This window comes from Flavobacterium sp. KBS0721 (genome assembly GCF_002007065.3).
Taxonomy (GTDB): Bacteria; Bacteroidota; Bacteroidia; order Flavobacteriales; family Flavobacteriaceae; genus Flavobacterium; species Flavobacterium piscis.
This window is the reverse complement of record NZ_CP042170.1, coordinates 2,242,346-2,266,326: the sequence shown is the minus strand read 5'-3', so window position 1 is coordinate 2,266,326 and position 23,981 is coordinate 2,242,346. Positions and strand designations below refer to the sequence as shown.

General features: G+C 33.8%; 23 protein-coding genes and 4 tRNA genes. 2 read left to right on the top strand and 25 right to left on the bottom strand.

Annotation, left to right across the window (positions count from 1 at the left end; translation table 11 throughout):
• Window positions 1-126: 126 nt before the first annotated feature.
• The 17 genes from rpoB to B0M43_RS09935 all read right to left on the bottom strand — a co-directional run bounded on the left by rpoB (window position 127) and on the right by B0M43_RS09935 (window position 12,931).
• Window positions 127-3,939, bottom strand: a complete 3,813-nt coding sequence (gene rpoB / locus B0M43_RS10015) for a DNA-directed RNA polymerase subunit beta (protein ID WP_065448351.1) — start codon at window positions 3,937-3,939, stop codon at window positions 127-129.
• Between the two features lie 260 nt (window positions 3,940-4,199).
• The gene (gene rplL / locus B0M43_RS10010; protein ID WP_078008489.1) at window positions 4,200-4,571 is read right to left on the bottom strand and encodes a 50S ribosomal protein L7/L12; all 372 of its coding nucleotides are present in this window, start codon (window positions 4,569-4,571) and stop codon (window positions 4,200-4,202) included.
• Between the two features lie 87 nt (window positions 4,572-4,658).
• The gene (gene rplJ, locus B0M43_RS10005) at window positions 4,659-5,162 is read right to left on the bottom strand and encodes a 50S ribosomal protein L10 (protein WP_056195154.1); all 504 of its coding nucleotides are present in this window, start codon (window positions 5,160-5,162) and stop codon (window positions 4,659-4,661) included.
• Window positions 5,163-5,184: 22 nt separating this feature from the next.
• On the bottom strand, window positions 5,185-5,874 hold the full coding sequence (rplA, locus tag B0M43_RS10000) for a 50S ribosomal protein L1 (protein WP_007807440.1): 690 nt from the start codon (window positions 5,872-5,874) through the stop codon (window positions 5,185-5,187).
• Between the two features lie 13 nt (window positions 5,875-5,887).
• On the bottom strand, window positions 5,888-6,325 hold the full coding sequence (gene rplK / locus B0M43_RS09995) for a 50S ribosomal protein L11 (protein ID WP_007807442.1): 438 nt from the start codon (window positions 6,323-6,325) through the stop codon (window positions 5,888-5,890).
• 67 nt (window positions 6,326-6,392) lie between these two features.
• Window positions 6,393-6,944, bottom strand: a complete 552-nt coding sequence (gene nusG, locus B0M43_RS09990) for a transcription termination/antitermination protein NusG (protein ID WP_029273444.1) — start codon at window positions 6,942-6,944, stop codon at window positions 6,393-6,395.
• A gap of 10 nt (window positions 6,945-6,954) precedes the next feature.
• Window positions 6,955-7,152 carry a preprotein translocase subunit SecE gene (gene secE / locus B0M43_RS09985; protein ID WP_041517377.1) on the bottom strand — a complete coding sequence of 66 codons (198 nt, stop codon included), beginning with the start codon at window positions 7,150-7,152 and terminating at the stop codon, window positions 6,955-6,957.
• A gap of 18 nt (window positions 7,153-7,170) precedes the next feature.
• Window positions 7,171-7,241, bottom strand: a tRNA-Trp gene (locus B0M43_RS09980).
• A gap of 66 nt (window positions 7,242-7,307) precedes the next feature.
• Window positions 7,308-8,495, bottom strand: coding sequence for an elongation factor Tu (gene tuf / locus B0M43_RS09975; protein WP_031456758.1), 1,188 nt, complete (start codon window positions 8,493-8,495; stop codon window positions 7,308-7,310).
• 55 nt (window positions 8,496-8,550) lie between these two features.
• A tRNA-Thr gene (locus B0M43_RS09970) sits at window positions 8,551-8,622 on the bottom strand.
• 74 nt (window positions 8,623-8,696) lie between these two features.
• Window positions 8,697-8,777: transfer RNA gene (locus B0M43_RS09965), tRNA-Tyr, on the bottom strand.
• Window positions 8,778-8,898: 121 nt separating this feature from the next.
• Window positions 8,899-8,972, bottom strand: a tRNA-Thr gene (locus B0M43_RS09960).
• 91 nt (window positions 8,973-9,063) lie between these two features.
• Window positions 9,064-9,366: a ribosome hibernation-promoting factor, HPF/YfiA family gene (hpf, locus tag B0M43_RS09955; RefSeq protein ID WP_065448350.1), complete on the bottom strand. Its 303-nt coding sequence runs from the start codon at window positions 9,364-9,366 to the stop codon at window positions 9,064-9,066.
• A 34-nt stretch (window positions 9,367-9,400) separates the two neighbouring features.
• Window positions 9,401-10,294 (bottom strand): tyrosine-type recombinase/integrase, encoded by an 894-nt coding sequence (locus tag B0M43_RS09950; RefSeq protein ID WP_078008490.1) that lies wholly within the window; start codon window positions 10,292-10,294, stop codon window positions 9,401-9,403.
• Window positions 10,295-10,430: 136 nt separating this feature from the next.
• Window positions 10,431-10,625, bottom strand: a complete 195-nt coding sequence (gene rpsU, locus B0M43_RS09945) for a 30S ribosomal protein S21 (protein WP_026985791.1) — start codon at window positions 10,623-10,625, stop codon at window positions 10,431-10,433.
• A gap of 244 nt (window positions 10,626-10,869) precedes the next feature.
• Window positions 10,870-12,012 (bottom strand): acyl-CoA dehydrogenase family protein, encoded by a 1,143-nt coding sequence (locus B0M43_RS09940; protein ID WP_078008491.1) that lies wholly within the window; start codon window positions 12,010-12,012, stop codon window positions 10,870-10,872.
• Window positions 12,013-12,028: 16 nt separating this feature from the next.
• Window positions 12,029-12,931: a helix-hairpin-helix domain-containing protein gene (locus tag B0M43_RS09935; RefSeq protein ID WP_078008492.1), complete on the bottom strand. Its 903-nt coding sequence runs from the start codon at window positions 12,929-12,931 to the stop codon at window positions 12,029-12,031.
• Window positions 12,932-13,205: 274 nt separating this feature from the next.
• Here B0M43_RS09935 and B0M43_RS09930 point away from each other — a divergent pair, with 274 nt between their 5' ends.
• Entirely contained in the window at window positions 13,206-14,657 is a 1,452-nt protein-coding gene (locus B0M43_RS09930; RefSeq protein WP_078008493.1) for an amino acid permease, read from the top strand.
• Window positions 14,658-14,729: 72 nt separating this feature from the next.
• Here B0M43_RS09930 and B0M43_RS09925 read toward each other — a convergent pair whose 3' ends face one another.
• From B0M43_RS09925 to B0M43_RS09905, 5 genes are all read right to left on the bottom strand, one after another.
• Window positions 14,730-14,957 carry a PspC family transcriptional regulator gene (locus tag B0M43_RS09925; RefSeq protein WP_007810860.1) on the bottom strand — a complete coding sequence of 76 codons (228 nt, stop codon included), beginning with the start codon at window positions 14,955-14,957 and terminating at the stop codon, window positions 14,730-14,732.
• A gap of 98 nt (window positions 14,958-15,055) precedes the next feature.
• The gene (locus tag B0M43_RS09920) at window positions 15,056-16,333 is read right to left on the bottom strand and encodes a DUF2851 family protein (RefSeq protein WP_078008494.1); all 1,278 of its coding nucleotides are present in this window, start codon (window positions 16,331-16,333) and stop codon (window positions 15,056-15,058) included.
• Window positions 16,334-16,411: 78 nt separating this feature from the next.
• Window positions 16,412-16,894, bottom strand: a complete 483-nt coding sequence (locus B0M43_RS09915; protein ID WP_078008495.1) for a 3'-5' exonuclease — start codon at window positions 16,892-16,894, stop codon at window positions 16,412-16,414.
• An 80-nt stretch (window positions 16,895-16,974) separates the two neighbouring features.
• Window positions 16,975-18,336: a pyridoxal-phosphate dependent enzyme gene (locus B0M43_RS09910; RefSeq protein WP_065448344.1), complete on the bottom strand. Its 1,362-nt coding sequence runs from the start codon at window positions 18,334-18,336 to the stop codon at window positions 16,975-16,977.
• A gap of 46 nt (window positions 18,337-18,382) precedes the next feature.
• A complete protein-coding gene (locus B0M43_RS09905; protein WP_078008496.1) occupies window positions 18,383-20,350 on the bottom strand; it encodes a putative porin in 1,968 nt (655 codons plus the stop codon).
• A gap of 172 nt (window positions 20,351-20,522) precedes the next feature.
• On the opposite strand from B0M43_RS09905, the gene B0M43_RS09900 reads away from it, so the two are divergent.
• On the top strand, window positions 20,523-21,185 hold the full coding sequence (locus tag B0M43_RS09900; protein ID WP_065448342.1) for a ribonuclease HII: 663 nt from the start codon (window positions 20,523-20,525) through the stop codon (window positions 21,183-21,185).
• A 63-nt stretch (window positions 21,186-21,248) separates the two neighbouring features.
• On the opposite strand, the gene B0M43_RS09895 is transcribed toward B0M43_RS09900, so the two are convergent.
• From B0M43_RS09895 to B0M43_RS09885, 3 genes are all read right to left on the bottom strand, one after another.
• Window positions 21,249-22,100, bottom strand: coding sequence for a nuclear transport factor 2 family protein (locus B0M43_RS09895; RefSeq protein ID WP_078008497.1), 852 nt, complete (start codon window positions 22,098-22,100; stop codon window positions 21,249-21,251).
• A gap of 160 nt (window positions 22,101-22,260) precedes the next feature.
• A complete protein-coding gene (locus B0M43_RS09890) occupies window positions 22,261-22,872 on the bottom strand; it encodes an NAD(P)H-dependent oxidoreductase (RefSeq protein ID WP_078008498.1) in 612 nt (203 codons plus the stop codon).
• Window positions 22,873-22,950: 78 nt separating this feature from the next.
• The gene (locus B0M43_RS09885; protein WP_078008499.1) at window positions 22,951-23,769 is read right to left on the bottom strand and encodes a DUF6597 domain-containing transcriptional factor; all 819 of its coding nucleotides are present in this window, start codon (window positions 23,767-23,769) and stop codon (window positions 22,951-22,953) included.
• Window positions 23,770-23,981 lie beyond the last annotated feature (212 nt).

Sequence of the window (23,981 nt, the reverse complement as noted above, 5' to 3'; positions counted from 1 at the left end):
TTAGAGTTTAAATAAAAAATCGGAACGGGTTACGGGTATAAATCCTAAAAACTTGTATTTTATAAACAGCTTCAGTCTCAGCTTTCAGATTGATCTGAATACTGAGACTGTAACTGAAAACTTTATTTATTCTTCTAAACGAATGTCAAGTCCAAGACCTTTCAATTCATGCATTAATACATTGAATGATTCAGGTAATCCTGGTTCTGGCATAGACTCACCCTTAACGATAGCTTCGTAAGTTTTAGCTCTACCAATAACGTCATCCGATTTAACTGTTAAGATTTCACGTAGCGTACTTGATGCTCCATAAGCTTCAAGTGCCCAAACCTCCATCTCTCCAAAACGCTGACCTCCAAATTGAGCTTTACCTCCAAGTGGCTGTTGAGTAATCAACGAGTATGGACCGATAGAACGTGCGTGCATCTTATCATCAACCATGTGTCCTAATTTAAGCATGTAAATTACACCCACAGTTGCTGCTTGATGGAAACGCTCTCCAGTACCACCATCATAAAGATGTGTATGTCCGAAACGTGGTACTCCAGCTTCATCAGTTAATTCATTGATTTGATCTAAAGAAGCACCATCAAAAATTGGAGTAGCAAATTTTCTACCTAAATTTTGACCAGCCCATCCAAGAACAGTTTCATAAATCTGACCAATGTTCATACGTGAAGGTACCCCAAGTGGATTCAATACGATATCTACCGGTGTTCCGTCTTCAAGGAAAGGCATATCTTCATGACGAACGATTCTTGCAACAATACCTTTGTTACCGTGACGTCCTGCCATTTTATCCCCTACTTTCAGCTTACGTTTCTTAGCGATATAAATTTTCGCCAATTTCAAGATTCCAGATGGTAATTCATCACCAACTGTAATAGTGAATTTTTCTCTTCTTAAAGATCCTTGTAAGTCGTTCAGCTTAATTTTATAGTTATGAATCAAATCATTAACCATTTTATTTGTAGCATCATCAGCAACCCATTGACCTTTGCTTAAGTGAGCAAAATCTTCTACTGCATAAAGCATTTTTTGAGTATATTTTTTACCTTTTGGTAAAACTTCTTCACCCAAATCATTCATTACACCTTGAGATGTTTTTCCGTTAACTATCAGGAATAATTTTTCAACCAATCTGTCTTTTAATTCAACAAATTTAGTTTCGAATTCCATTTCTAAAGCGCCTAAAGCATCTTTATCCTGAGTACGTTTACGTTTATCTTTTACGGCTCTTGCAAATAATTTTTTGTCAAGAACTACACCATGTAAAGATGGAGAAGCTTTTAATGAAGCATCTTTTACATCACCTGCTTTATCCCCGAAGATTGCACGAAGCAATTTCTCTTCCGGAGTAGGATCTGATTCTCCTTTTGGTGTAATTTTTCCAATCAAAATGTCGCCAGGTTTAACCTCTGCTCCAATTCTGATCATACCGTTTTCATCTAAATCTTTAGTAGCTTCTTCAGAAACGTTAGGAATATCGTTTGTTAACTCTTCATTTCCTAACTTAGTATCTCTAACCTCTAATGAATAATCATCAACGTGGATAGAAGTAAAAATATCATCACGAACTACTTTTTCAGAAATTACAATCGCATCCTCGAAGTTGTATCCTTTCCATGGCATGAACGCAACTTTTAGGTTTCTACCTAAAGCTAATTCTCCATTTTGAGTAGCATACCCTTCAGACAATACTTGTCCAAGAATAACTCTGTCACCTTTTCTTACGATTGGTTTCAAGTTGATACTTGTACCTTGATTGGTTTTTCTAAATTTAATTAAGTTGTATGTTTTTTCATCAGCATCAAAACTTACCATTCTTTCTTCTTCAGTACGGTCGTATTTGATAGTAATGATGTTTGCATCAACATATTCTACAGTTCCATCTCCCTCAGCATTAATTAATACTCTAGAATCTGAAGCCACTTGACGCTCTAAACCTGTTCCAACAATTGGTGCTTCCGGACGGATCAAAGGAACCGCCTGACGCATCATGTTAGATCCCATCAAGGCTCTATTCGCATCATCATGTTCCAGGAAAGGAATTAATGAAGCTGAAATCGAAGCAATCTGGTTAGGAGCAACGTCTGTATAATGTACTGCAGATGGCTCAACAACCGGGAAGTCACCTTCCTCACGAGCAATAACATTGCTAGCTGTAATTTTACCTGAAGCATCCATTTCAATGTTTGCCTGCGCAATCATTTTTCCTTCTTCTTCTTCAGCACTTAAATAGATAGGTGTACTTTCTAAATCAACTACACCATCAGTTACTTTACGGTATGGAGTTTCGATGAATCCCATTCCGTTAACTTTTGCATAAACACCAAGAGATGAAATCAAACCAATGTTTGGTCCCTCTGGAGTTTCAATCGGACATAAACGACCATAGTGTGTATAGTGAACGTCACGAACCTCAAAACCAGCTCTCTCTCTCGAAAGTCCACCAGGTCCAAGTGCAGATAATCTTCTTTTGTGCGTAATCTCAGCTAATGGATTCGTTTGATCCATAAATTGAGACAACTGGTTAGTACCAAAGAAAGAGTTGATAACTGATGATAATGTTTTAGCATTAATCAAATCAATTGGTGTAAACACCTCGTTATCTCTAACGTTCATTCTCTCACGAATAGTTCTGGCCATACGCGCTAAACCAACACCGAATTGTTGAGACAATTGTTCTCCAACTGTTCTTACACGACGGTTTGATAAGTGATCAATATCATCAATCTCTGCTTTAGAGTTGATCAATTCGATCAAATATTTTACAATGGTAATGATATCTTCTTTGGTAAGCACTTGCTTTTCCATTGGAATATCCAAACCAAGTTTTTTATTCATTCTGTAACGACCAACTTCACCTAAGTTATAACGTTGATCAGAGAAGAACAATTTATCGATAATACCACGAGCAGTTTCTTCATCAGGCGGTTCTGCATTACGCAATTGTCTGTAGATATGCTCAACAGCTTCTTTTTCAGAGTTTGTTGGATCTTTTTGTAACGTGTTGTGGATAATAGCATAATCAGCTTGATTATTATCCTCTTTGTGTAACAAAATAGATTTTACATTAGAATCGATGATTTCTTCAACATTATCTTTGTCGATAATAGTATCTCTATCAAGGATAATTTCGTTACGTTCGATAGAAACTACCTCACCGGTATCTTCATCAACGAAATCCTCGTGCCAAGTGTTCAATACACGTGCAGCAAGTCTTCTTCCAATATATTTTTTAATACCTGTTTTAGAAACTTTAATTTCTTCAGCTAAGTCGAAAATTTCAAGGATATCCTTATCTCTTTCGAACCCGATTGCACGGAATAAAGTTGTAACTGGTAATTTTTTCTTTCTATCGATATAAGCGTACATAACGCTGTTGATATCTGTAGAAAATTCTATCCAAGAACCTTTAAAAGGAATTACTCTGGCAGAATAAAGTTTTGTACCATTTGCATGGAATGATTGACCAAAGAAAACACCAGGAGAACGGTGTAGTTGAGATACTACTACACGCTCAGCACCATTGATAACAAAAGTACCGCTTGGAGTCATATAAGGTATTGTTCCAAGATAAACATCTTGTACAATAGTTTCAAAATCTTCGTGTTCTGGATCTGTACAGTATAGTTTTAACCTGGCTTTTAAAGGCACACTATACGTAAGACCTCTCTCTATACATTCTTGAATTGTATAACGTGGTGGATCAACAAAATAATCTAGGAACTCCAATACAAAGTTGTTTCTTGTATCTGTGATTGGAAAGTTTTCCATGAAGGTGTTGTATAACCCTTCGTTGCCTCTTTCGTCAGATTTCGTTTCTAATTGAAAGAAATCTTTAAAAGATTTAACCTGAACATCTAGGAAATCTGGATAGTCAGGGATATTTTTTGTAGAGGCAAAATTCAATCTTTCAGTCTGATTTGTTATCATCAATGGACAAAATTTTGATTAAAAAAAAGTAATTTTTTGTGTAAACACACACTGTTTAATCTATACTTTCTTATTATAATCAATACATCTTTAAAAATAAACCAGTAAAGCTTAATTTTTTTTCTTCGTATTGATCAAAAACTTTTTCGTATTTTAAACTAATATTGAATAATAAAATTGATATATTTTATTATACGAAAAATGGTTTAGGCCATTGAGTTAACTCAAGACCTAAACCTAGTTCTTAAAACTGAGTTGAATTATTTAAGCTCAACTACAGCTCCAGCTTCTTCTAATGATTTTTTAAGACCTTCAGCCTCTTCTTTAGAAACACCTTCTTTAACGTTGCTTGGAGCACCGTCAACTACATCTTTAGCTTCTTTCAAACCTAAACCTGTAAGTTCTTTTACTAATTTTACAACTGCTAATTTAGAAGCACCAGCTTCTTTTAATACAACTGTAAATTCAGTTTGTGCTTCTTCAGCAGTACCTTCTCCACCACCAGCAGCAACTACTACAGCTGCAGCAGCAGGCTCGATACCATACTCGTCTTTTAATATTGTTGCTAATTCGTTAACTTCTTTAACTGTTAAGTTAACTAATTGTTCTGCGAATTGTTTCAAATCTGCCATTTTTTCTATCGTTTAAAATGATTTGTAAAATATAATTTATTTATTGTGCGCTAATTAAGCAACAAGGAATAATCCCTGTTTGAATTATTATGCTTCAGCTTCTTCTTCGCTACCAGCGAATTTGTTTTGTAAAGCAGAAATAATTCTTTGTGCTGGTGATTGCAATAATCCAATAAGTTCTCCAAGAAGTTCTTCTTTAGATTTGATAGTTGCTAATGCATCTAATTGATCATCTCCAATATAAATTTCAGAATTAATATAAGCCCCTTTTAATACAGGTTTTGCTGATTTTTTTCTGAAATCTTTAATTATTTTTCCAGGTGCATTTGCAACATCCGAAATGAAGATAGCACTATTACCAGTCAATACTGAAGGTAAATCACCATAGTCATTAGCAGAAGCTTCCATTGCTTTTGCAAGCAAAGTGTTTTTTACAACCTCTAATTTTATACCTGCTTTAAAGCAAGCTCTTCTCAAGCTTGAAGTAGTTTCTGCGTTTAATCCAGAAATATCAGATACATAAATAATATTTGTACCAGCTAACTGTGCAGTTAAATCTTCAATCGCGATTGATTTTTCTTCTCTAGTCATACTAAAAATTATTAACTACCAATTATACTGCTTTAGGGTCCAATGCAATTGCAGGACTCATAGTGCTTGTAAGGTGAATACCTTTAATATAGGTACCTTTAGCAGCAGTTGGTTTAAGTTTGATTAATGTTTGAATAATTTCGTGTGCATTGTCATAAATTTGCTCAGCTCCAAAAGAAACTTTACCAATTCCTGCATGTACGATACCAGTTTTATCAACTTTAAAGTCAATTTTACCAGCTTTAACCTCTGCAACAGCTTTTGCAACATCCATAGTTACAGTACCTGTTTTAGGGTTTGGCATTAAACCTCTAGGTCCTAAAATACGACCTAATGGACCTAATTTACCCATAACAGCTGGCATAGTGATGATAACATCAACATCTGTCCAACCATCTTTAATTTTTTGTAAATAATCGTCAAGACCTACATAATCAGCTCCAGCTTCTTTAGCTTCCGCTTCTTTATCTGGAGTAACCAATGCTAATACTTTAACGTCTTTACCTGTTCCGTGAGGTAATGTAACCACACCTCTAACCATTTGATTCGCTTTTCTTGGATCTACACCCAAACGAACTGCGATATCAACAGACTCATCAAATTTTGCAGAAGCTATAACTTTAATTAATGCAGCTGCATCTTTTAAAGAGTATAGTTTGTTCTTTTCAATTTTTGAAGCAGCCTCTTTTTGCTTTTTTGTTAATTTTGCCATTTCTTTCTCTTAATTAAAAAGGAGCATCTCCTGATACAGTTATACCCATAGATCTAGCAGTTCCAGCGATCATGCTCATTGCAGATTCGATTGTGAATGCATTTAAATCTACCATTTTATCTTCAGCAATTGCTTTGATAACGTCCCAAGTAACGCTAGCTACTTTTTTACGATTTGGTTCACCTGATCCAGACTTTAGCTTTGCAGCTTCCAATAATTGGACAGCAGCTGGAGGAGTCTTAACAACAAAATCAAATGATTTGTCTTTATACACAGTAATTTGTACTGGGCATATTTTGCCAGGTTTATCTTGTGTTCTAGCATTGAACTGCTTACAGAACTCCATGATATTAACCCCAGCAGCTCCTAAAGCAGGTCCAACCGGTGGCGACGGATTCGCAGCACCTCCCTTAACTTGTAGTTTAACTACCTTACTAATTTCTTTAGCCATTTTTTAAAAAATTTAACACCTTAATCATTGGAAGCGATTACGGTGGTTATTATAGATGTAACAAAAATTATACTTTTTCAACTTGCATAAAGCTCAATTCTAATGGAGTTTTTCTTCCGAAAATTTTCACCATTACTTCAAGTTTACGCTTTTCTTCATTGATTTTTTCAACTGTTCCGTTGAAGCCATTAAAAGGACCATCGATCACTTTTACAGTTTCACCTAAGTTGAAAGGAATAGCACGGGTATCTGTATTTACAGCCAACTCATCTACTTTACCTAACATTCTATTTACTTCAGAAAGTCTCAAAGGAACAGGTTCTCCTCCTTTGATCTCACCTAAAAATCCAATTACACTAGTAATAGACTTAATAATATGAGGTATCTCACCAACCAAGTTGGCTTCGATCATAACATATCCAGGGAAATAAACTTTATCCTTAGACATTTTCTTTCCTTCTTTTACAGTAACTACTTTTTCTGTAGGCACTAAAACTTGGGAAACATAATCACCCATACCTAATCTGGCAATCTCAGTTTCGATGTAAGCTTTGACTTTATTTTCTTGTCCGCTTACAGCTCTTACTACGTACCATTTTTTCACATTATTATCTGCCATCACAAAAAAATTATCCTTTTAACCAGTTAAAAAATCCAGCCAAAGCTTTTGCAAAAAATTCGTCTACTCCCCATGTTGCCAAAGCGAATAAAACCGAAAATACAGCCACAACAATTGTCAATTTTTGAACCTCAGCCCAAGCAGGCCAAGTAACATTTGACTTTAACTCTTCGAAAGCCTCTGATAAGTAATTCGTAACTTTTGTCATTTGATATATTTTTTATTGCACGGGCGGAGGGATTCGAACCCCCATCAACGGTTTTGGAGACCGCTATTCTACCCTTGAACTACGCCCGTAATTAAATTAAAAGCCAGTGATCTCAGTTAAGAAAATCAACTGGCTTTTTATAATTGTTTATAGGATTATCCTACGATTTCAGTTACCTGACCTGCACCTACAGTTCTACCACCTTCACGGATAGCAAAACGTAAACCTACGCTCATTGCGATTGGGCTTAATAAAGCAACATTGATAGTCAAGTTATCTCCTGGCATTACCATCTCTACTCCTTCTGGTAAAGTAATAACTCCTGTTACGTCAGTTGTACGTACGTAGAACTGTGGACGGTAGTTATTATGGAATGGAGTATGACGTCCACCTTCTTCTTTTTTCAAGATATAAACCTCAGCTTTGAAAGTAGCGTGTGGTTTTACTGATCCTGGCTTAATGATAACCATTCCTCTTTTGATAGATTCTTTATCAATACCTCTTAACAATAAACCTACGTTATCTCCAGCTTCTCCTCTGTCAAGGATTTTACGGAACATCTCAACTCCTGTAATAGTAGAAGTTAATTTATCAGCTCCCATACCAATGATTTCAACTGGATCTCCTGTATTAGCAATACCTGTTTCGATACGACCTGTAGCAACAGTTCCACGACCAGTAATTGTAAATACATCTTCAACCGGCATCAAGAATGGTTTAGCTACGTCACGCACTGGCTCTTCGATCCAAGCATCAACAGCTTCCATTAATTCAATGATTTTTGGTACCCAAGCAGGATCATTATTCAATCCTCCTAAAGCAGAACCTTGAACTACAGGACCATTATCTCCATCATATTCGTAGAAAGATAATAAATCTCTAATTTCCATTTCAACAAGCTCTAACAATTCAGCATCGTCAACCATATCCACTTTGTTCATAAAAACAACGATTCTTGGAATACCTACCTGACGACCTAAAAGGATGTGCTCACGAGTTTGTGGCATTGGACCATCTGTAGCAGCAACTACTAAGATAGCTCCGTCCATTTGAGCAGCACCAGTAACCATGTTCTTTACGTAATCCGCGTGACCTGGACAGTCAACGTGAGCGTAGTGACGGTTAGCTGTTTCATACTCTACGTGTGATGTATTAATAGTAATACCTCTTTCTTTCTCCTCTGGAGCGTTATCGATTTGATCAAACGATTTTGCTTGACAGTAACCAGCATCAGACAATACTTTTGTAATTGCTGCAGTTAATGTAGTTTTTCCGTGATCCACGTGTCCAATTGTACCTATGTTTAAGTGCGGTTTGGAACGATTAAAATTCTCCTTTGCCATTTTACTTAATTTTTAATCTTAGTTATATATTAATTTTCAATTTCCTACTTACTTGAGCCAACTACGGGAATTGAACCCGTGACCTCTTCCTTACCAAGGAAGCACTCTACCTCTGAGCTAAGTCGGCAGAGAGTTCTGATTTAGATTGTATTTATAGATTTTAAATTTAAAATCTTCGCTCTGAATCTTAACTTCTTTTTGTGGGGAGAGCAGGATTCGAACCTGCGAAGTTCACACAGCAGATTTACAGTCTGCCCTCGTTGGCCGCTTGAGTATCTCCCCGGACAATCTTAGATTTCTGACTTAAGATTTTAGATTATTCTAAAACCAAATTAAGAACCTAAATTTGTTTTATTCCATAATTTTAAAGAACAAATTTCAAATCGCATTTGAAATATTTTAGAGCCGGCGGAGGGACTCGAACCCACGACCTGCTGATTACAAATCAGCTGCTCTAGCCAACTGAGCTACGCTGGCAATATCAATAAAAAAGTCCGCTATTTCTAACGGACTGCAAATGTAGCTATTTTATCTTTTAATCAAAACATTTTTTAAAAAAAATTTTCAATTATATGTGTGTTCTTATTTTTTCTTTCCTTTTTACCAATACACGCTCCAGAGATTCTGCAGAAAGCTCAATCGCTTCTTCGAATGTCTTGCATTGTTTTTTAACCAAAAAATCATCTCCCGGGACATTAACCTTAATCTCTACTGCCTTATTCTCCTTATCACTCGTTCTTTCGACTTTTAAAAAAATGTCAGCCGAAACAACACGATCGTAATATTTTTCTAATTTATCCATTCTTTCCTGAATAAAATCCACTAATTTTCTGTCAACAGTAAAGTTAACTGCATGAACATCTACCTTCATAATACAAATTTTAGGGTTAAACATTTAAGAATCATTACTTGTTTCTCGGATGTGCATCACTATACACCTTTTTAAGCTCTGCTAAACTATTATGAGTATAAACTTGTGTAGATGCCAAACTCGAATGTCCTAATAACTCTTTAACTGAATTTAAATCTGCTCCGTTATTTAATAAGTGAGTTGCAAAAGTATGCCTTAGCACATGCGGACTCTTTTTTACCTTTTCAGAGACTTTACTAAAGTATGAATTTATTAATCGATACACAAAAGATTCACTCAATTTTAACCCTTTTGCAGAAATAAAAAAATAATCCTCATCGACTATCTTCTCAACTAACGCTCTTTCTTGTAAATACAAATTAAACTGCTCTGTAATTATTGGCAAAACGGGAATAATACGTTCTTTATTACGCTTTCCTAAAACTTTAACCACACTTGAAGACAAATCGACATTGTGCTTCATTAAATATATTAGTTCTGCCCTACGCATTCCTGTGGTATAAAAAAGATCTACAATAAGTTTATCTCTCACTTCCTCAAATCCGGAAGGTTCGCCAAATTGCTGCATCAAATCTTTTAATTCTTTTTCCGAAAATGGAATCTGAACAATTTTAGGAGTTTTGAGAGCCTTATGCTTCAGCATTGGACTTACCTCTATTTGCTTTGTCTTTAAAAGAAACTTGTAAAAAGCTTTCAGGGAAGACATTTTTCTATTTACAGAAACATTAGAAATATCATCATCCACAAGTGAAACAATCCAACTCCTGATTTGATTATAATTTACCTGTTCGATATTCTCTTGCTCAAAGCGCTCCTTATTGAATGTTTCGAAAAACAAAATGTCATTCAAATAAGCATTGACTGTATGTGGAGAATATTTTTTTTCTAATTTAAGATAATCGCGAAATGCTTCTTTATTTGATTTCATAGCAATACACACTTTTCATTTACACAAATACATATTCTACTTATAAAGAATATTATTTATCTCAAAATTAAGCATAAAAAAACCGTTAGTATCAAAATCTTGATAACTAACGGTAATTATTTTTGAAAAGCTAATACTAACTCTCTAAACCATCTCTCATGTTTTGGATGTAAGCAGCTTTTTGAATTTGTGCTCTTTTGATAACAGAAGGCTTAATAAAAGCAGTACGTGCTCTTAACTGACGAACAGTTCCTGTTTTATCAAATTTTCTTTTATAGCGCTTTAATGCTCTATCGATATTTTCTCCGTCTTTAATTGGTATAATTAACATAATATTGACACCTCCTCTCGTTAAGGGTGCAAAAGTATATATTAATTATGAATTATGAGTTATGAATTATGAATTATTTTAAAAGAAAATAGAACATAGAAAAAAGAGAATAGATTTCTCCAAAAATCGATCCCTAGAAAAGAGCCAATAATAATACTCTTTATTCTTTATTCTTTATTCTTTATTCTTTATTCTTTATTCTTTATTCTTTATTCTTTATTCTTTATTCTTTATTCTTTATTCTTTATTCTTTTAGCAAATTTCTCGAAATAACTAACTTTTGAATTTCGGTAGTTCCTTCTCCTATGGTACATAATTTTGAATCACGATAGAATTTCTCTACAGGATAATCTTTTGTGTACCCGTAACCTCCATGAATTTGAACGGCTTCGTTTGCAATTCTCACACAGGCTTCTGAGGCATACATTTTTGCCATTGCACCTAGTGTCGTAACAGGTTTATGCTGTTGTTTTAAGAATGCCGCTTTATGTAATAATAATTCTGAAGCTTCAATCTCAGTTGCCATATCAGCCAATTTAAAGGAAATTCCCTGAAAACTGCTAATAGGCTGCCCAAACTGATGTCTTTCTTTAGAGTATTTGAGCGCTGCTTCGTAAGCGCCTTTTGCGATTCCTAACGATAAAGCTCCGATCGAAATACGACCTCCATCTAATATTTTCATGGCCTGAACAAAGCCCTGCCCTACTTCTCCCAATCTATTGGCATCAGGAACACGGCAACCATCAAAAACCAATTCTGCAGTTTCGCTGGCACGCATTCCTAATTTATTTTCTTTTTTTCCTGAAGTGAATCCTTTCATTCCTTTCTCGAAAACAAAAGCGGTCATTCCTTTTGAATCTCCTTTTTCTCCGGTACGCACAATTACAACTGCAATATCTCCAGAGATTGCATGTGTAATAAAGTTTTTAGCTCCGTTTACAATCCACTCATCACCGTCCTTAACCGCTGTTGTATTCATTCCGCCGGCATCTGAACCTGTATTGTGCTCTGTTAATCCCCAGGCTCCTATATATTCGGCGGTAGCCAGTTTTGGCAACCATTTTTTCTTTTGTTCTTCATTTCCAAAAGTCAAAATATGATTGGTACATAACGAATTGTGCGCCGCAACCGATAAACCAATTGAAGGATCTACTTTTGAAATTTCTTCTACAACTGTAATATATTCATGATAGCCTAATCCTGATCCTCCATATTCTTCTGGAACCAAAACTCCCATAAATCCCATTTCACCTAATTTTTTAAATAGGTCCACCGGAAAAATTTGAGCCTCATCCCATTCCATAATATTTGGTCTGATATTTTTTTCGGCAAAATCTTTTATAGATTGAGCAATCATCAATTGCGTTTCGTTATATTCAAAATTCATTGTAAGCTGATTTGTTTTAGAACTCCAAATATAAACTAATTATTTTTGCTTTTTCAACAGGAAAACCTTTAATTTTTGATAAATCCTCAATATTATTAATATTTCCGTTCATGCTTCTATAAGTTACAATTTGTTTTGCAAGGGTATATTTAAAATAAGAGAACTGCGATAATTCTTTTAAAGACGCGTCGTTTATGGCTATTTTTTTTAATGAAGAAGGTATTACAACCTTAAAGTGGCTATTGAGTTCACTTATAACTTCTGGCGATAGCCCCCACACATCATTCATTTGCTCCATAGAAACAAAACATCCTAAAATTTCTTTTTGTTTGAGTATCCTTGCTGATAAAGCTTCGCCAATGCCATAAATTTTAACTAAATCTTCTTGTGTTGCCTGATTGATATCTAAAAGTATAATTTTTTCTTTTTTGAAATTTTCTTTTTTGAAATTCTCCTTTTGAACAAATTCTTTTTTTTCAGTTTTAAAATCAGTTTTCTTCTGAACCCAATCCGGAAATTTAAAAAGCGGAGCCATGCTACTTAATAAAGAGTCAGAAACTTTTGTTACATCCTGAAACTCTTTTGCTGAACTAACATATTTGTTCTCTTTTCGAAAAGCCAACAAACGATCTATCTCCTCAACCGACATTCCTAATTTATATCCTTTATAGTCTGTAATGAAGTTTGGATTGAAAGAATATACTTTTGGTTTCTCACTGAATTTAGCAAGTTTCATAGAATCAATTTCTGTTTGTAAAGACATCCATTCTTCTTTTTCGGGAAAAGCTTTTTCAGGTAAAGTAAAATCGACAAAAAAATAAATGGCCTGTAAGATAATTATAAGCGCAAAAAGTAAAAAAATTCCTGTACGTTGCTGTTTTGTAAACCTAAAATATTTGGCAAATGGGGTAAAGTTCATTCCAAGTAAAATTATTCATTTCTAATAAATCCCGTAAATTAAGGAAAAAACAATAAATTTAACAAGACTTATACTAAAAATAATATTATTTTTAAAATTGCATTTTTCATTACTAAAGCCCAATTAATTTAATGAATCTCAGCAGTTAAAGAATAATCAACGGAGGTTTTGTCAAAAATTTTAATATTTTGTAACTTAAAAAGAGATAATTGTTTTTATTTTTTACAAAAAACGATACATTTGGAGCTTAATAACAATAAACCAATATTATAGTATGTCAATTTGGAAAACTAAACCACTTTCGGTATTGCTTGACGAAGCTTCCGAATCTGAAAAAGGCTTAAAAAGAACTCTATCTTCACGGTCACTCGTTGCACTTGGAGTTGGAGCCATTATTGGAGCCGGATTATTCTCGTTAACAGGAATTGCTGCAGCAGAACATGCAGGACCAGCAGTTACTCTTTCTTTTATTTTAGCAGCCGTTGGATGTGCTTTTGCCGGACTTTGTTATGCAGAATTTGCTTCTATGATTCCAGTTGCTGGTAGTGCATATACTTACTCTTATGCCACAATGGGAGAATTTATGGCTTGGATTATTGGTTGGGATTTAGTTTTAGAATACGCTTTGGGAGCCGCAACGGTTGGCGTTAGCTGGTCCCGCTACTTATTAGAATTATTAAACAAATATGGAATTCATCTCCCTCACGAATTTATATGTTCGCCCTGGGAAACTCTAAAACTTAGTGACGGTACAGTAATCGAAGGCGGTATTGTAAATTTACCTGCTATATTTATTGTCTCAATGTTATCTTTATTATTAATTAGAGGAACTAAAGAATCTGCATCATTAAACAACTTTTTAGTGGTTGTAAAAGTAGCAGTAGTAATTGTTTTCATTGTTTTAGGATGGAGCTTTATTGATACTGCAAATTATACGCCTTATATTCCAGAAAACACAGGTGTTTTTGGTGAATTTGGATGGTCAGGAATTGCTGCAGGAGCCGGAACTGTGTTTTTTGCCTTTATTGGTTTTGATGCTGTATCTACTGCTGCGCAGGAAGCTAAAAATCCGCAAAAAGGAATGCCAATTGGTATTTTAGGATCTTTGATTATATGTACTTTATTATATGTATTTTTCGCTCACGTAATGACAGGTCTTGTTAATTACAGAGAATTTGCAGGAGATGCTAAACCAGCTGCAACTGCATTTGCAAAAACAGGTTATGACTTTTTACAAACAGGTCTAATAGTGGCTATTTTAGCCGGTTATACTTCTGTAATGTTAGTAATGCTTATGGGACAAAGCCGCGTGTTTTACACTATGAGTAAAGATGGTTTATTGCCTCCATTCTTCAGTTCTATTCACTCTAAATTTCGTACTCCGTGGAAAACTAATCTTTTCTTCCTGGTATTCGTAAGTTTATTTGCTGGTTTAGTTCCGGTAAGTGATTTAGGACATATGGTAAGTATTGGAACTTTACTGGCTTTTGTACTAGTTTGTATTGGTGTAATGGTAATGCGTAAGAAAATGCCAGATGCTCCAAGATCTTTCAGAACGCCTTTAGTACCATTTGTACCAATTGCAGGGATTATTATTTGTTTGGCCTTAATGTATTCATTACCTAACGAAAGCTGGATTAGACTTGTAGTATGGATGGCATTAGGAGTAGTAATTTACTTTGTTTATGGTAAGAAAAACAGTAAATTAAACAATCCCGGGAAATAATTTTCTAAAGAGATATAAAAAAGGATCATAGAGTAAATTACTTTATGATCCTTTTTTTATGTTTTAAATATTTTATAAATCGAAAACCGAGGTACGTTTTGCACGAATTAAATCTTTGAGGCGAATCCAGAATGCCAAAGTGAGATAGACACCAAATCCTAAACCGGCCGTAACAAACGAAATATAGATAAAAAACAATCTCACACTCGTTACGCGCATACCCAATTTATCGGCCAATCTTGAAGAAACATGAAAACCATATTTTTCAAAAAAGAATTTAAGTTTTAAAATTGCTGACATAGTTAGATTTTATCCTTCGTCTTCGCTCAGGATGATATTAATATTTGCTAATAAAAACAAAAGTACAAAATTATCTCATTGAGACATTTTCTAATTCTCTAATTCTGCTTATTCTTCAGCAACTCCACTCCTAGAACACATTTTAGACATGCTTTTTGATTGCAATATTCATTTTTAAGTTCTAATAATGTTTGCGTTTCGAAAGCGTTTTTAGCAGAAACTCCAAAAGATTGAAACTTATCAATTATAGCATTTTTCTCAGGTGTAACTTCATTCATGAATGCTATTAATTCTTCGGCAATAGATTCGCCCCTTATATTGGAATAAGCAAACTGAATTGGGATTATGGTATTTATAATGATCAAATCCATAAATGATTTCGATAAAGATTTCGGTTTTCTTAAACTTTCTTTATCAAACTGATAATGATTACTCCAATATACACTTGCCGAAACATTTAATAATTCATAGACACTTTTTACTGATTTTAGAACTGTTATTTTCGAAAATAAGTTTTGATGTTTGTGATACAAATTAGCCAATTGCGAAAGTCGGATCGTTGGAAAATTATCCGGTCGATGCTTAAAAAATTGTACTGAATCGATATGACGTTTTTCTAATTGGTATTTATTAAGTAAATAATAATATCGCAATTTTAAATCGGTAAAATAAATATCTTCTTTATCGTCATCCAGCAAGCCAGAAGTGCCTAAAAGTAATGCCTCGAGATTTTCAATTTCAAAGCTTTCTTTACGAACAATTGAAAAAGGAATAGATTTCGCTATTTGCAAAAAGGAATTACCGTTTGTATTTAAACCAAAATTCTTTGCTAGTAAAACGAACAAAACTCCTTCCCAATCCTGATTTGTTTCTTCTAATAAATCATAAATAAATTTCGATTTGCGCTCTAATCGGTCAAAGAACAATCTTTCCTGCCAATTTTTTATTATAAAATCGTCAATTTTCCCGATATCTTTTTCGCAAAATATCCAGGATTTGGGCATTACTAAGGAGTTATAATTGGATAAAATTTCTGAAGCAACATAATCTTTCAGGATTAAAACAGGAATCTCATTATTGTCTCTGCTAAATATTTCTGTATCATGTTCCCAAACTACGTGCAAAATTACATTTTCGTAAGCAGCATCTTTTTCATGACCATGAACATACCAATCTGAAGATTTTAAATGAATTTCGACATTGCCTGCCCATTTTTGATTTCCTATGGTGATTTGGGCATTAAAAAAATCTGGTCCGGCAAGTTCTAAATAATCTCCGGTCTTAATAATCGTGATTTGTTCGTCCTGGGCAGTTTTCAAATTCAAAGTGTCGAACTTTTTGAATTTCCAGAGATAATGAAGAAAATCTTCTTTCATTTTAGACTTTTACTTTAATTGATAAAAAGTCTAAAATTAATTAAAATAATACTAATCCTACAAAAATATATTACTTTTTTATCTCAACATATACAATTTAGCACAAGCTCTCGCATCAGATAACGCTTCGTGATGATTGAGCTGAATTTTCATTTCGCGACAGCAATCACTTAATTTAGTTGGTTTAAAGCCTTTTGATTTGTAGATCTTAACGGTACATTCCCACTTTTCGGCTATATTTAAATCTTCGTAAAGCAAACCATACAGCGCCATTGATTTCATTAAAACATTGCGGTCAAAACTTTCGTTGTGTGCCACCACTACTCTGTTTTTCAATCTTTTTTCGATTTCAGGATAAACCTGCACAAAAGTTTTTGCATTTACAGTATCTCTTGGATAAATTCCGTGTACACGAATCGTAAACGGATTATACTCATTTTTGGGAGGCTTAATCAAAGTAACAAACTCATCTACAATTATTCCGTTCTCTACGGTAACGATACCAACAGAGCACGGATGATGTCCTGTTGCAGTTTCAAAATCTATCGCGGTAAAAGTCATTTTCGAATATATTAAGCTAAAAAATCCATAAACCTAATTTCACAACTAGATTTATGGATTTATGAATTATTACAATTGTATTATTTTATAGATCCAATGATATCATATTTCGTAATAATATGATGATTACCATTTCCTAAATCAACCAAAACGGCATCATTTTCTTTGGTAAATAATTTAGAAACTTCCTCAATTGGTGTTCCTAATTTTACAATCGGGAAAGGTTTTCCCATTACTTCTTTAATTGGTTTTTCGGCTACGTTTTTATCAGCAACATAACTTCTAAACAAATCTGTTTCATCAACAGAACCAACAAAACCAGTAATATCTACAACAGGAATCTGCGAGATTTTGTATTTACGCATACGTTCGATCGCGTGAGAAACCAATTCTTCTGTACGAACCACGATTAATTCTTTATCAATATGATCTTTAATTACGTCTTCGGCCTTCGTAATATTTTCTTCTAAGAAACCACGTTCGCGCATCCAGTCGTCATTAAACATTTTACCTACGTAGCGGCTTCCTGAATCATGAAACAATACCACAACAACATCTTCTGGCTTAAAATGCTCTTTAAGCTGTAAAAGTCCTTTTATACAAGCTCCGGCAGAATTACCAACAAAAATAGCTTCTTCAAGAGCAATTTTTCTGGTATAAACGGCTGCATCTTTATCGGTTACTTTTGTGAATCCGTCTATTAAAGAAAAGTCAACATTTTTAGGCAAAATGTCTTCTCCAATTCCTTCCGTAATGTAAGAGTAAATTTCGTTTTCGTCAAAAATTCCGGTTTCATGGTATTTTTTAAAAACAGAACCGTAAGTATCGATTCCCCAAATTTTAATATTTGGATTTTTTTCTTTTAAGTATTTTCCAACACCTGAAATAGTTCCGCCTGTTCCTACTCCTACTACAAAATGCGTGATTTTTCCATCAGTCTGTTTCCAGATTTCCGGTCCGGTTTGTTCGTAATGCGCCAAAGAATTAGACATATTATCGTACTGATTTACATACCATGAATTTGGCGTTTCTTCAGCCAGACGTTTTGAAACAGAATAATAGGATCTTGGATCTGTTGGCTCAACATCTGTAGGGCAAACTACTACCTTGGCACCTACAGCGCGCAAAATATCCATTTTTTCTTTTGACTGCTTGTCTGATATTACACAAATTAGTTTATATCCTTTAATGATCGCTACAAGCGCCAATCCCATTCCGGTATTTCCAGAAGTTCCTTCAATAATAGTTCCTCCGGGTTTTAATCGGCCATCTGCCTCAGCATCTTCAACCATTTTTACGGCCATTCTGTCTTTTACAGAATTTCCAGGATTAAAAGTTTCGACTTTTGCCAATACTAAAGCATCAATTTCAGCAACAATTTTGTTGAGTTTTACCAATGGTGTATTACCAATTGTTTCTAAAATGTTATTTGAAAAGTCCATTTCTATTTAATTTAATATTGATTTTTAATATACTATAATCCTAATTTTATTGGAAGAAATTCCAAACTAAACCAAATCGAATAACAAAGTCACGATAAGGATTATTAGGTGCCGAATAATAGTCGCTTTTAGAAAAAAGTGCATTGATGTGCTCTGCCTTTACGTAGAATCGGGTTTGGCGAATTCTGGCATTTAAAAAAACATCAAATAACGGATAACCTCCAATTTCTTTTTCTTTCTGAACATAAAATTCTCCAACAACCGGGTTGTAACCATTTCCGTAATACTTTGTAAAATAATTAAAAACGATTCCGGTTTGCATATACAGTGCTTTCTTAAAAAAGTGACCTGAATAATAAAATGTATTTCTTGTTACGAAATCAGGCACATTTAAAATTAAATCTGACTGATCTACTTTTTGATATAAAAGTGTGTTATCAAGGGCAAAAGGGCCAAATTTAAATTCGCGGCTTGCTTTTATCTCCAGGTAATTTATTGCATTTCCGTATTGGGCCGGATTTATAATTTGTGTATTTACTGCAACCTGTGCTGCCGTAGAAACATCTGCAAAGTACAAATGATCATTTAAAACTGTATACTGAACCTCTGCATTTAACCAAGGCGTGCTAACAGCAGCACTAAGCGAATTGATTTTTTCGTTTTTAAAATTATTCGACCAGTTATACTGCACATAACTACTTTGATACAAATTGTAGTTATTATTTGGTAATTTGTTGATATTACGATATCTAAAATCAAACTGGATTTTATCATTAAAATCATATTTTAATTTAGCATCTAAATCAGAAAGAGACTGGTCTGTAATTGATCTTGAATATAAAAAACGTCCGTTCCATTTGTTTTTTTGATATTCAAATTGTCCTCCTACATTATTAATTTGCAGATACAAATTATCAGGAATAACAACTCCTGCAGTATTTACTAAGACTCTTCCGTATTTATAATTCGATCTGTAATCGTCAACAAAAAAATTGAATTTTCCTAAAAGAGAATTTTCATAAGCTACTCCTACCTTATTATACAGTCTTTCATAATGGGTCTGGTCGTTGATACCGCTTGTTACATATGATTCTCCAAATCGTTTTACTGATCTGGTACCAACAGCCGAAAGAACGGTTGCCTGATTGTATTCGAAAAATTTATTTTCGTAATTAAACTGGTGCGTTACATACAAATTATTATTCCCTTCGGTTGGATTTATTCTAAAAGCATGATCAAAAAACAAACGTCTGCCTTTTAAAAATGATTCAGCATCTGTAAGATATACTTGCAATCTTTGACGGTTTTTATAATCCGGATTATCACTTTCAAAATCTGCCGGAGTAGTAATTCCTCCGTTCTCTTCGTTCAAAACATCCTGATAAGTATAATGTGCATTAATCGCATATCTCCTGTCGGTTGTAGTGTAACTTGTTGTAAGTCTGAAATTTCCCGCACTAACCAATTGATTTATATAATCTCCTTCTGAACGTAAACCTCTGTATGCAATAGAAAAGTTGAGATTTTTTGAAGTATTTAATGTAATAAATGAATCTACGTTCTGACCTTTATTTATTGTAGTATTAAAAAACAATTCGGTCAGAGGTGTTGCTGCAGAATAATAATTGATTTGATCTGCCTGCATATAATTAAAGTGTTTTCCGTTAAAACCAATTTCCGGATAAGGCGAAAAACTAGTCAGGCTATATTGCAAAGTATTGTAAGTCTGTCCGATATTTGCAAAAGACAAAAGTCCGAAATCATCCTTACGAAGATTGTTTTGTTTATAAGCACCTTTTATGGTTAGCGAAGTGTCAACATATGTTGTATCATGCTCCAGAGTAATTATCTGATATTGATCTATTGTTGCAATTTTTGCCTTTTTCTTTTTTATAGTATCAGTTATACTTGAATATTTAGTATTCATATCTAAACTATTTTTAGAAGTAGTTTTTTCCTGAGAAAACAATAAAGTGGGTACAACTAATAGGTATAGAAAAAAGAATATTCTCATTTGATCGCTTTATATGGAATTATTTTGGCAAAATTTGTCTGGCAAAGGTAAAAGATAAAAACGTATAAATAAAAAAACACTTGAATTTATACGACTGCTTTGGCAAATAGTAAGAGAACGAATGTTTTTAAAGAAAATTTTATAATATTTGCGAATTAAAACAAAAAAAGAAATGCTTGAAAAAAATTTCTCAGGATTTAATTTAGAAACCGGAACCGACGAAGCTGGAAGAGGTTGTTTGGCTGGTCCGGTAACGGCTGCTGCAGTAATTTTACCGAATCATTTTGAGCATGAATTTTTAAACGACAGTAAACAATTGTCTGAAAAGATGAGAGTTTTTCTAAAACCAATAATCGAGCAGCATGCGCTTTGTTTTGCTGTTACGCATCTGCATCCCAACGAAATTGATGAGATCAATATCCTAAACGCTTCAATGAAAGGCATGCAGGAATGTATCCTGAAACTGCATCATATACCTGAATTTATTATTGTAGATGGTAATCGTTCTTTGAATGCCAAATTGGGTATGAAAAATACTTTTGGCAAACAATTTTCTTTAACTGAAATTGAATTACTAAAATCGATTCCCAACCAAAGTATCATAAAAGGTGATGGTAAATTTTTAAGTATTGCCGCGGCTTCTGTCCTGGCCAAAACGTATCGCGATGAATACATGGATCAGATTCATGAAGAATTCCCGATGTACAACTGGAAACAAAACAAAGGTTATCCTACCAAAGAACATAGGGAAGCCATAAAAAAATATGGAACTACAAAATATCACCGAATGAGTTTTAGGCTTTTGCCGGATCAACTCGAATTGAATTTTGAATAACAATAAAAAAGACTTATCGCAATTGATAAGCCTTTTTTTGTTATTGAAAGATTTAGATTTCTATTATTTTTTACTTTTCAGAAATTCTGCAAATAGCTTGGTATCAAAATAAAAAGGTCTGATGGCCGTAATTTTTCCATTTTTCAAATCAAAATGTTCTGAGATTGGTACCGAAAGTGTTTTACCTGATTTTTTTGCTTTCGCCTTTATGGTAAAATAAATAATTACTTCGTTTTTTGTAGCATCGCTAAAATAAACAGGCTCTTTTTCTATTTCTAAATCAAAAAATTCAGCAGATTTCGCATACATTTTTACCCATTCATTAAAACCTGTAAATTTCCCTCCGTAAGGCAATCCTTCAGCCTGATTATAAACTGCACCTTCTTCTATTAAATGTGCCATTGCAGTAAAATCCCTGGTTTTAAAAACACTTTCGTAATATTGAGCTATAATCTTAAAATTATCTGCTTCAAGATTACTCAAAATTTCAGCCTCAGACAAAGTAGCTTCCGGATTCCAAAAACCAATAATTTTACTCACCTGACCTTTTCCGTTGAGTCGGGCAAAATCACGTCCGGCCATTATAAGTTTATTTTTTGCATCTAAAATTTTCCAATCCCAACTTACATAATTGTCTTTTACCACTTTTGGACCAGAATTAAATACAGCATCGGGAAACTTTTTATAAAATTCATTTATAACATTGTTTAGGGCCGCTGTTCCTTTTATAGAGGCAGAAGGATCTTCAAATGTACTTTCCTCCAGCCAAATGGTTTTAATTATTTTTAACCTTGCCTCACTTTTACGTTCTGACCAGGCTTTTTCATACACTTCGATTGGATTTAGTTTATCTTTCTTTTGAGCAGATAGCCCATTAATCATAAAAATAAAACAGATAAAGTAGATTTTTCTCATAAGTCAGTAAGTTAGATTCGACAAAGCTTTTATTATAAAGTACGCAACCAAATTTAGGATAAAAAACCCATACTACTACTACCCTCAGATAATTTACCGACCATTCAAAATCTCGACAATTAAAGGCTCTTTTTTATGGTTTTTACAATTATTTTTAATATTAAATCATTTTTTTATCCAAAACTGATTCTTTACCGACAGACTTAAAAATAGTTTGGATCTGACTTTCCCAATCCGAAATATTATCTGCGGAAGCTCTGTCTGCCTTATCAAAATAAAAATGCTGTTGAATTTCTAATCCTGAATAGGTAAAAATCCCGGTATCTGAGGTTAATATCAAAGCTTTATCCATTCCCATTGCTTCATATTCTGCATTTGATTTTCCGTGCGAATTGATAATGATTGTTTTCTTTCCAGTCAGTAAACCTTTTTGAACGCCCTGATCGTATCGGTAAGCAAACCCGTAACTAAAAACACGATCAATATAACCTTTCATAATTGCCGGCATTCCTGTCCACCAAATTGGGTAAATAAAAATAATACGATCTGCCCATGTTATAAAGTCTTGTTCTGTTTTAACATCATCAGCAACCGTTCCCATTCTTTGCCCATTCATATCGTCTAAAGAAAGTACAGGATTAAAATTGATCTCATTCAAATCTCGAACAGCAATTTCTTCTCCGAATTCCTGAAGGATTTCGAGTACAGTTTGTTTGAAGAAATGATTTAAACTGCCTGAATTGGGATGCGCATAAACAATTAAATTTTTCATGTTTTCTGTTTTTAAAGATTAACATGACAAATGTAGAACGCAAGGTTTGAGTACAATTGTAAGAAAACGAAATCTGATTTATCCTGGCTTTGAGCTGCAGATATCGTTTTGAAATTTCAGGAATTTTGTGGGCGAAATATTCATATAATATTTAAAGTCATGAATGAGCTGACTCTGATCGTAATAACCGCATTGGTCAACAATCGTTAGCCAATCTGTTTTTGACTCGTTTATTATATTTTCCTGAATTTGATTTACAGCTTTTAAAAACCTTTCATACCGATTGGCTTCTTTTATAGTATAACCAAAAAATTTCTTTTGATTGAGCTGAATATTTCTTTCGGTTTGATTGATCTGCGAAGCAATTGCTTTTATGGGATTCAGATTTTGGTTTTGAAAATCGGTTAAAAGCGTTGTTATCTCCTTTTGTTCCCTTAAATAAGGTTTACAGAAATCTAAAATATAATCGACACGGTCTTTTGTATCAGAAAGTTTTTGAAGTTCTTCCCACAAAAGAGTAAAACAGTTTTCATCAATTAAAGCATCGGGATGAATGGGCAACGAATCAAAAAGTGCAGTCCCGAAGAATCTGTAAAAAGCGTCTTCTTTAAAATTGGCTACCAAAATCTCTGAATTGGGTTCTAACGTATAATCGAAAGCTTGTTTTATTGGACCGAGAACCATACATTTTTCAACTTCTAAAAAAGTATTCTGCTGCGATTTTAAAAATGATTTTGTTCCAAAGTTAAAAACCAAAATGGTTTGAAAACTTGGCAATAAGGTTTTTGTTATAGGTAATGATGTTTTATTTTCGGCAAAGTAAAAATGAGAAAAAACAGTTTCAAATGCTGAAGGAACGGCAATTCTATAATTGTTATTTTCTTCAGCATTTTTCATACTATTTATATTTAAAAGACTAGTTGGGTGTAATTATTAACACAGAGGACACAAAGTTTTTTACCCGTAAAATTTTGTAAAAACACAAAGAGCACAAAGCTTTGCGAACTTGTTTTTTTTTTTAAACTTCACTAAAAACTCTTTCTAAACTTTGTGAAACCTTTGCGGACTTTGTGGTTAAATCTTATGCTCCATTATTCTTACTAGTTATG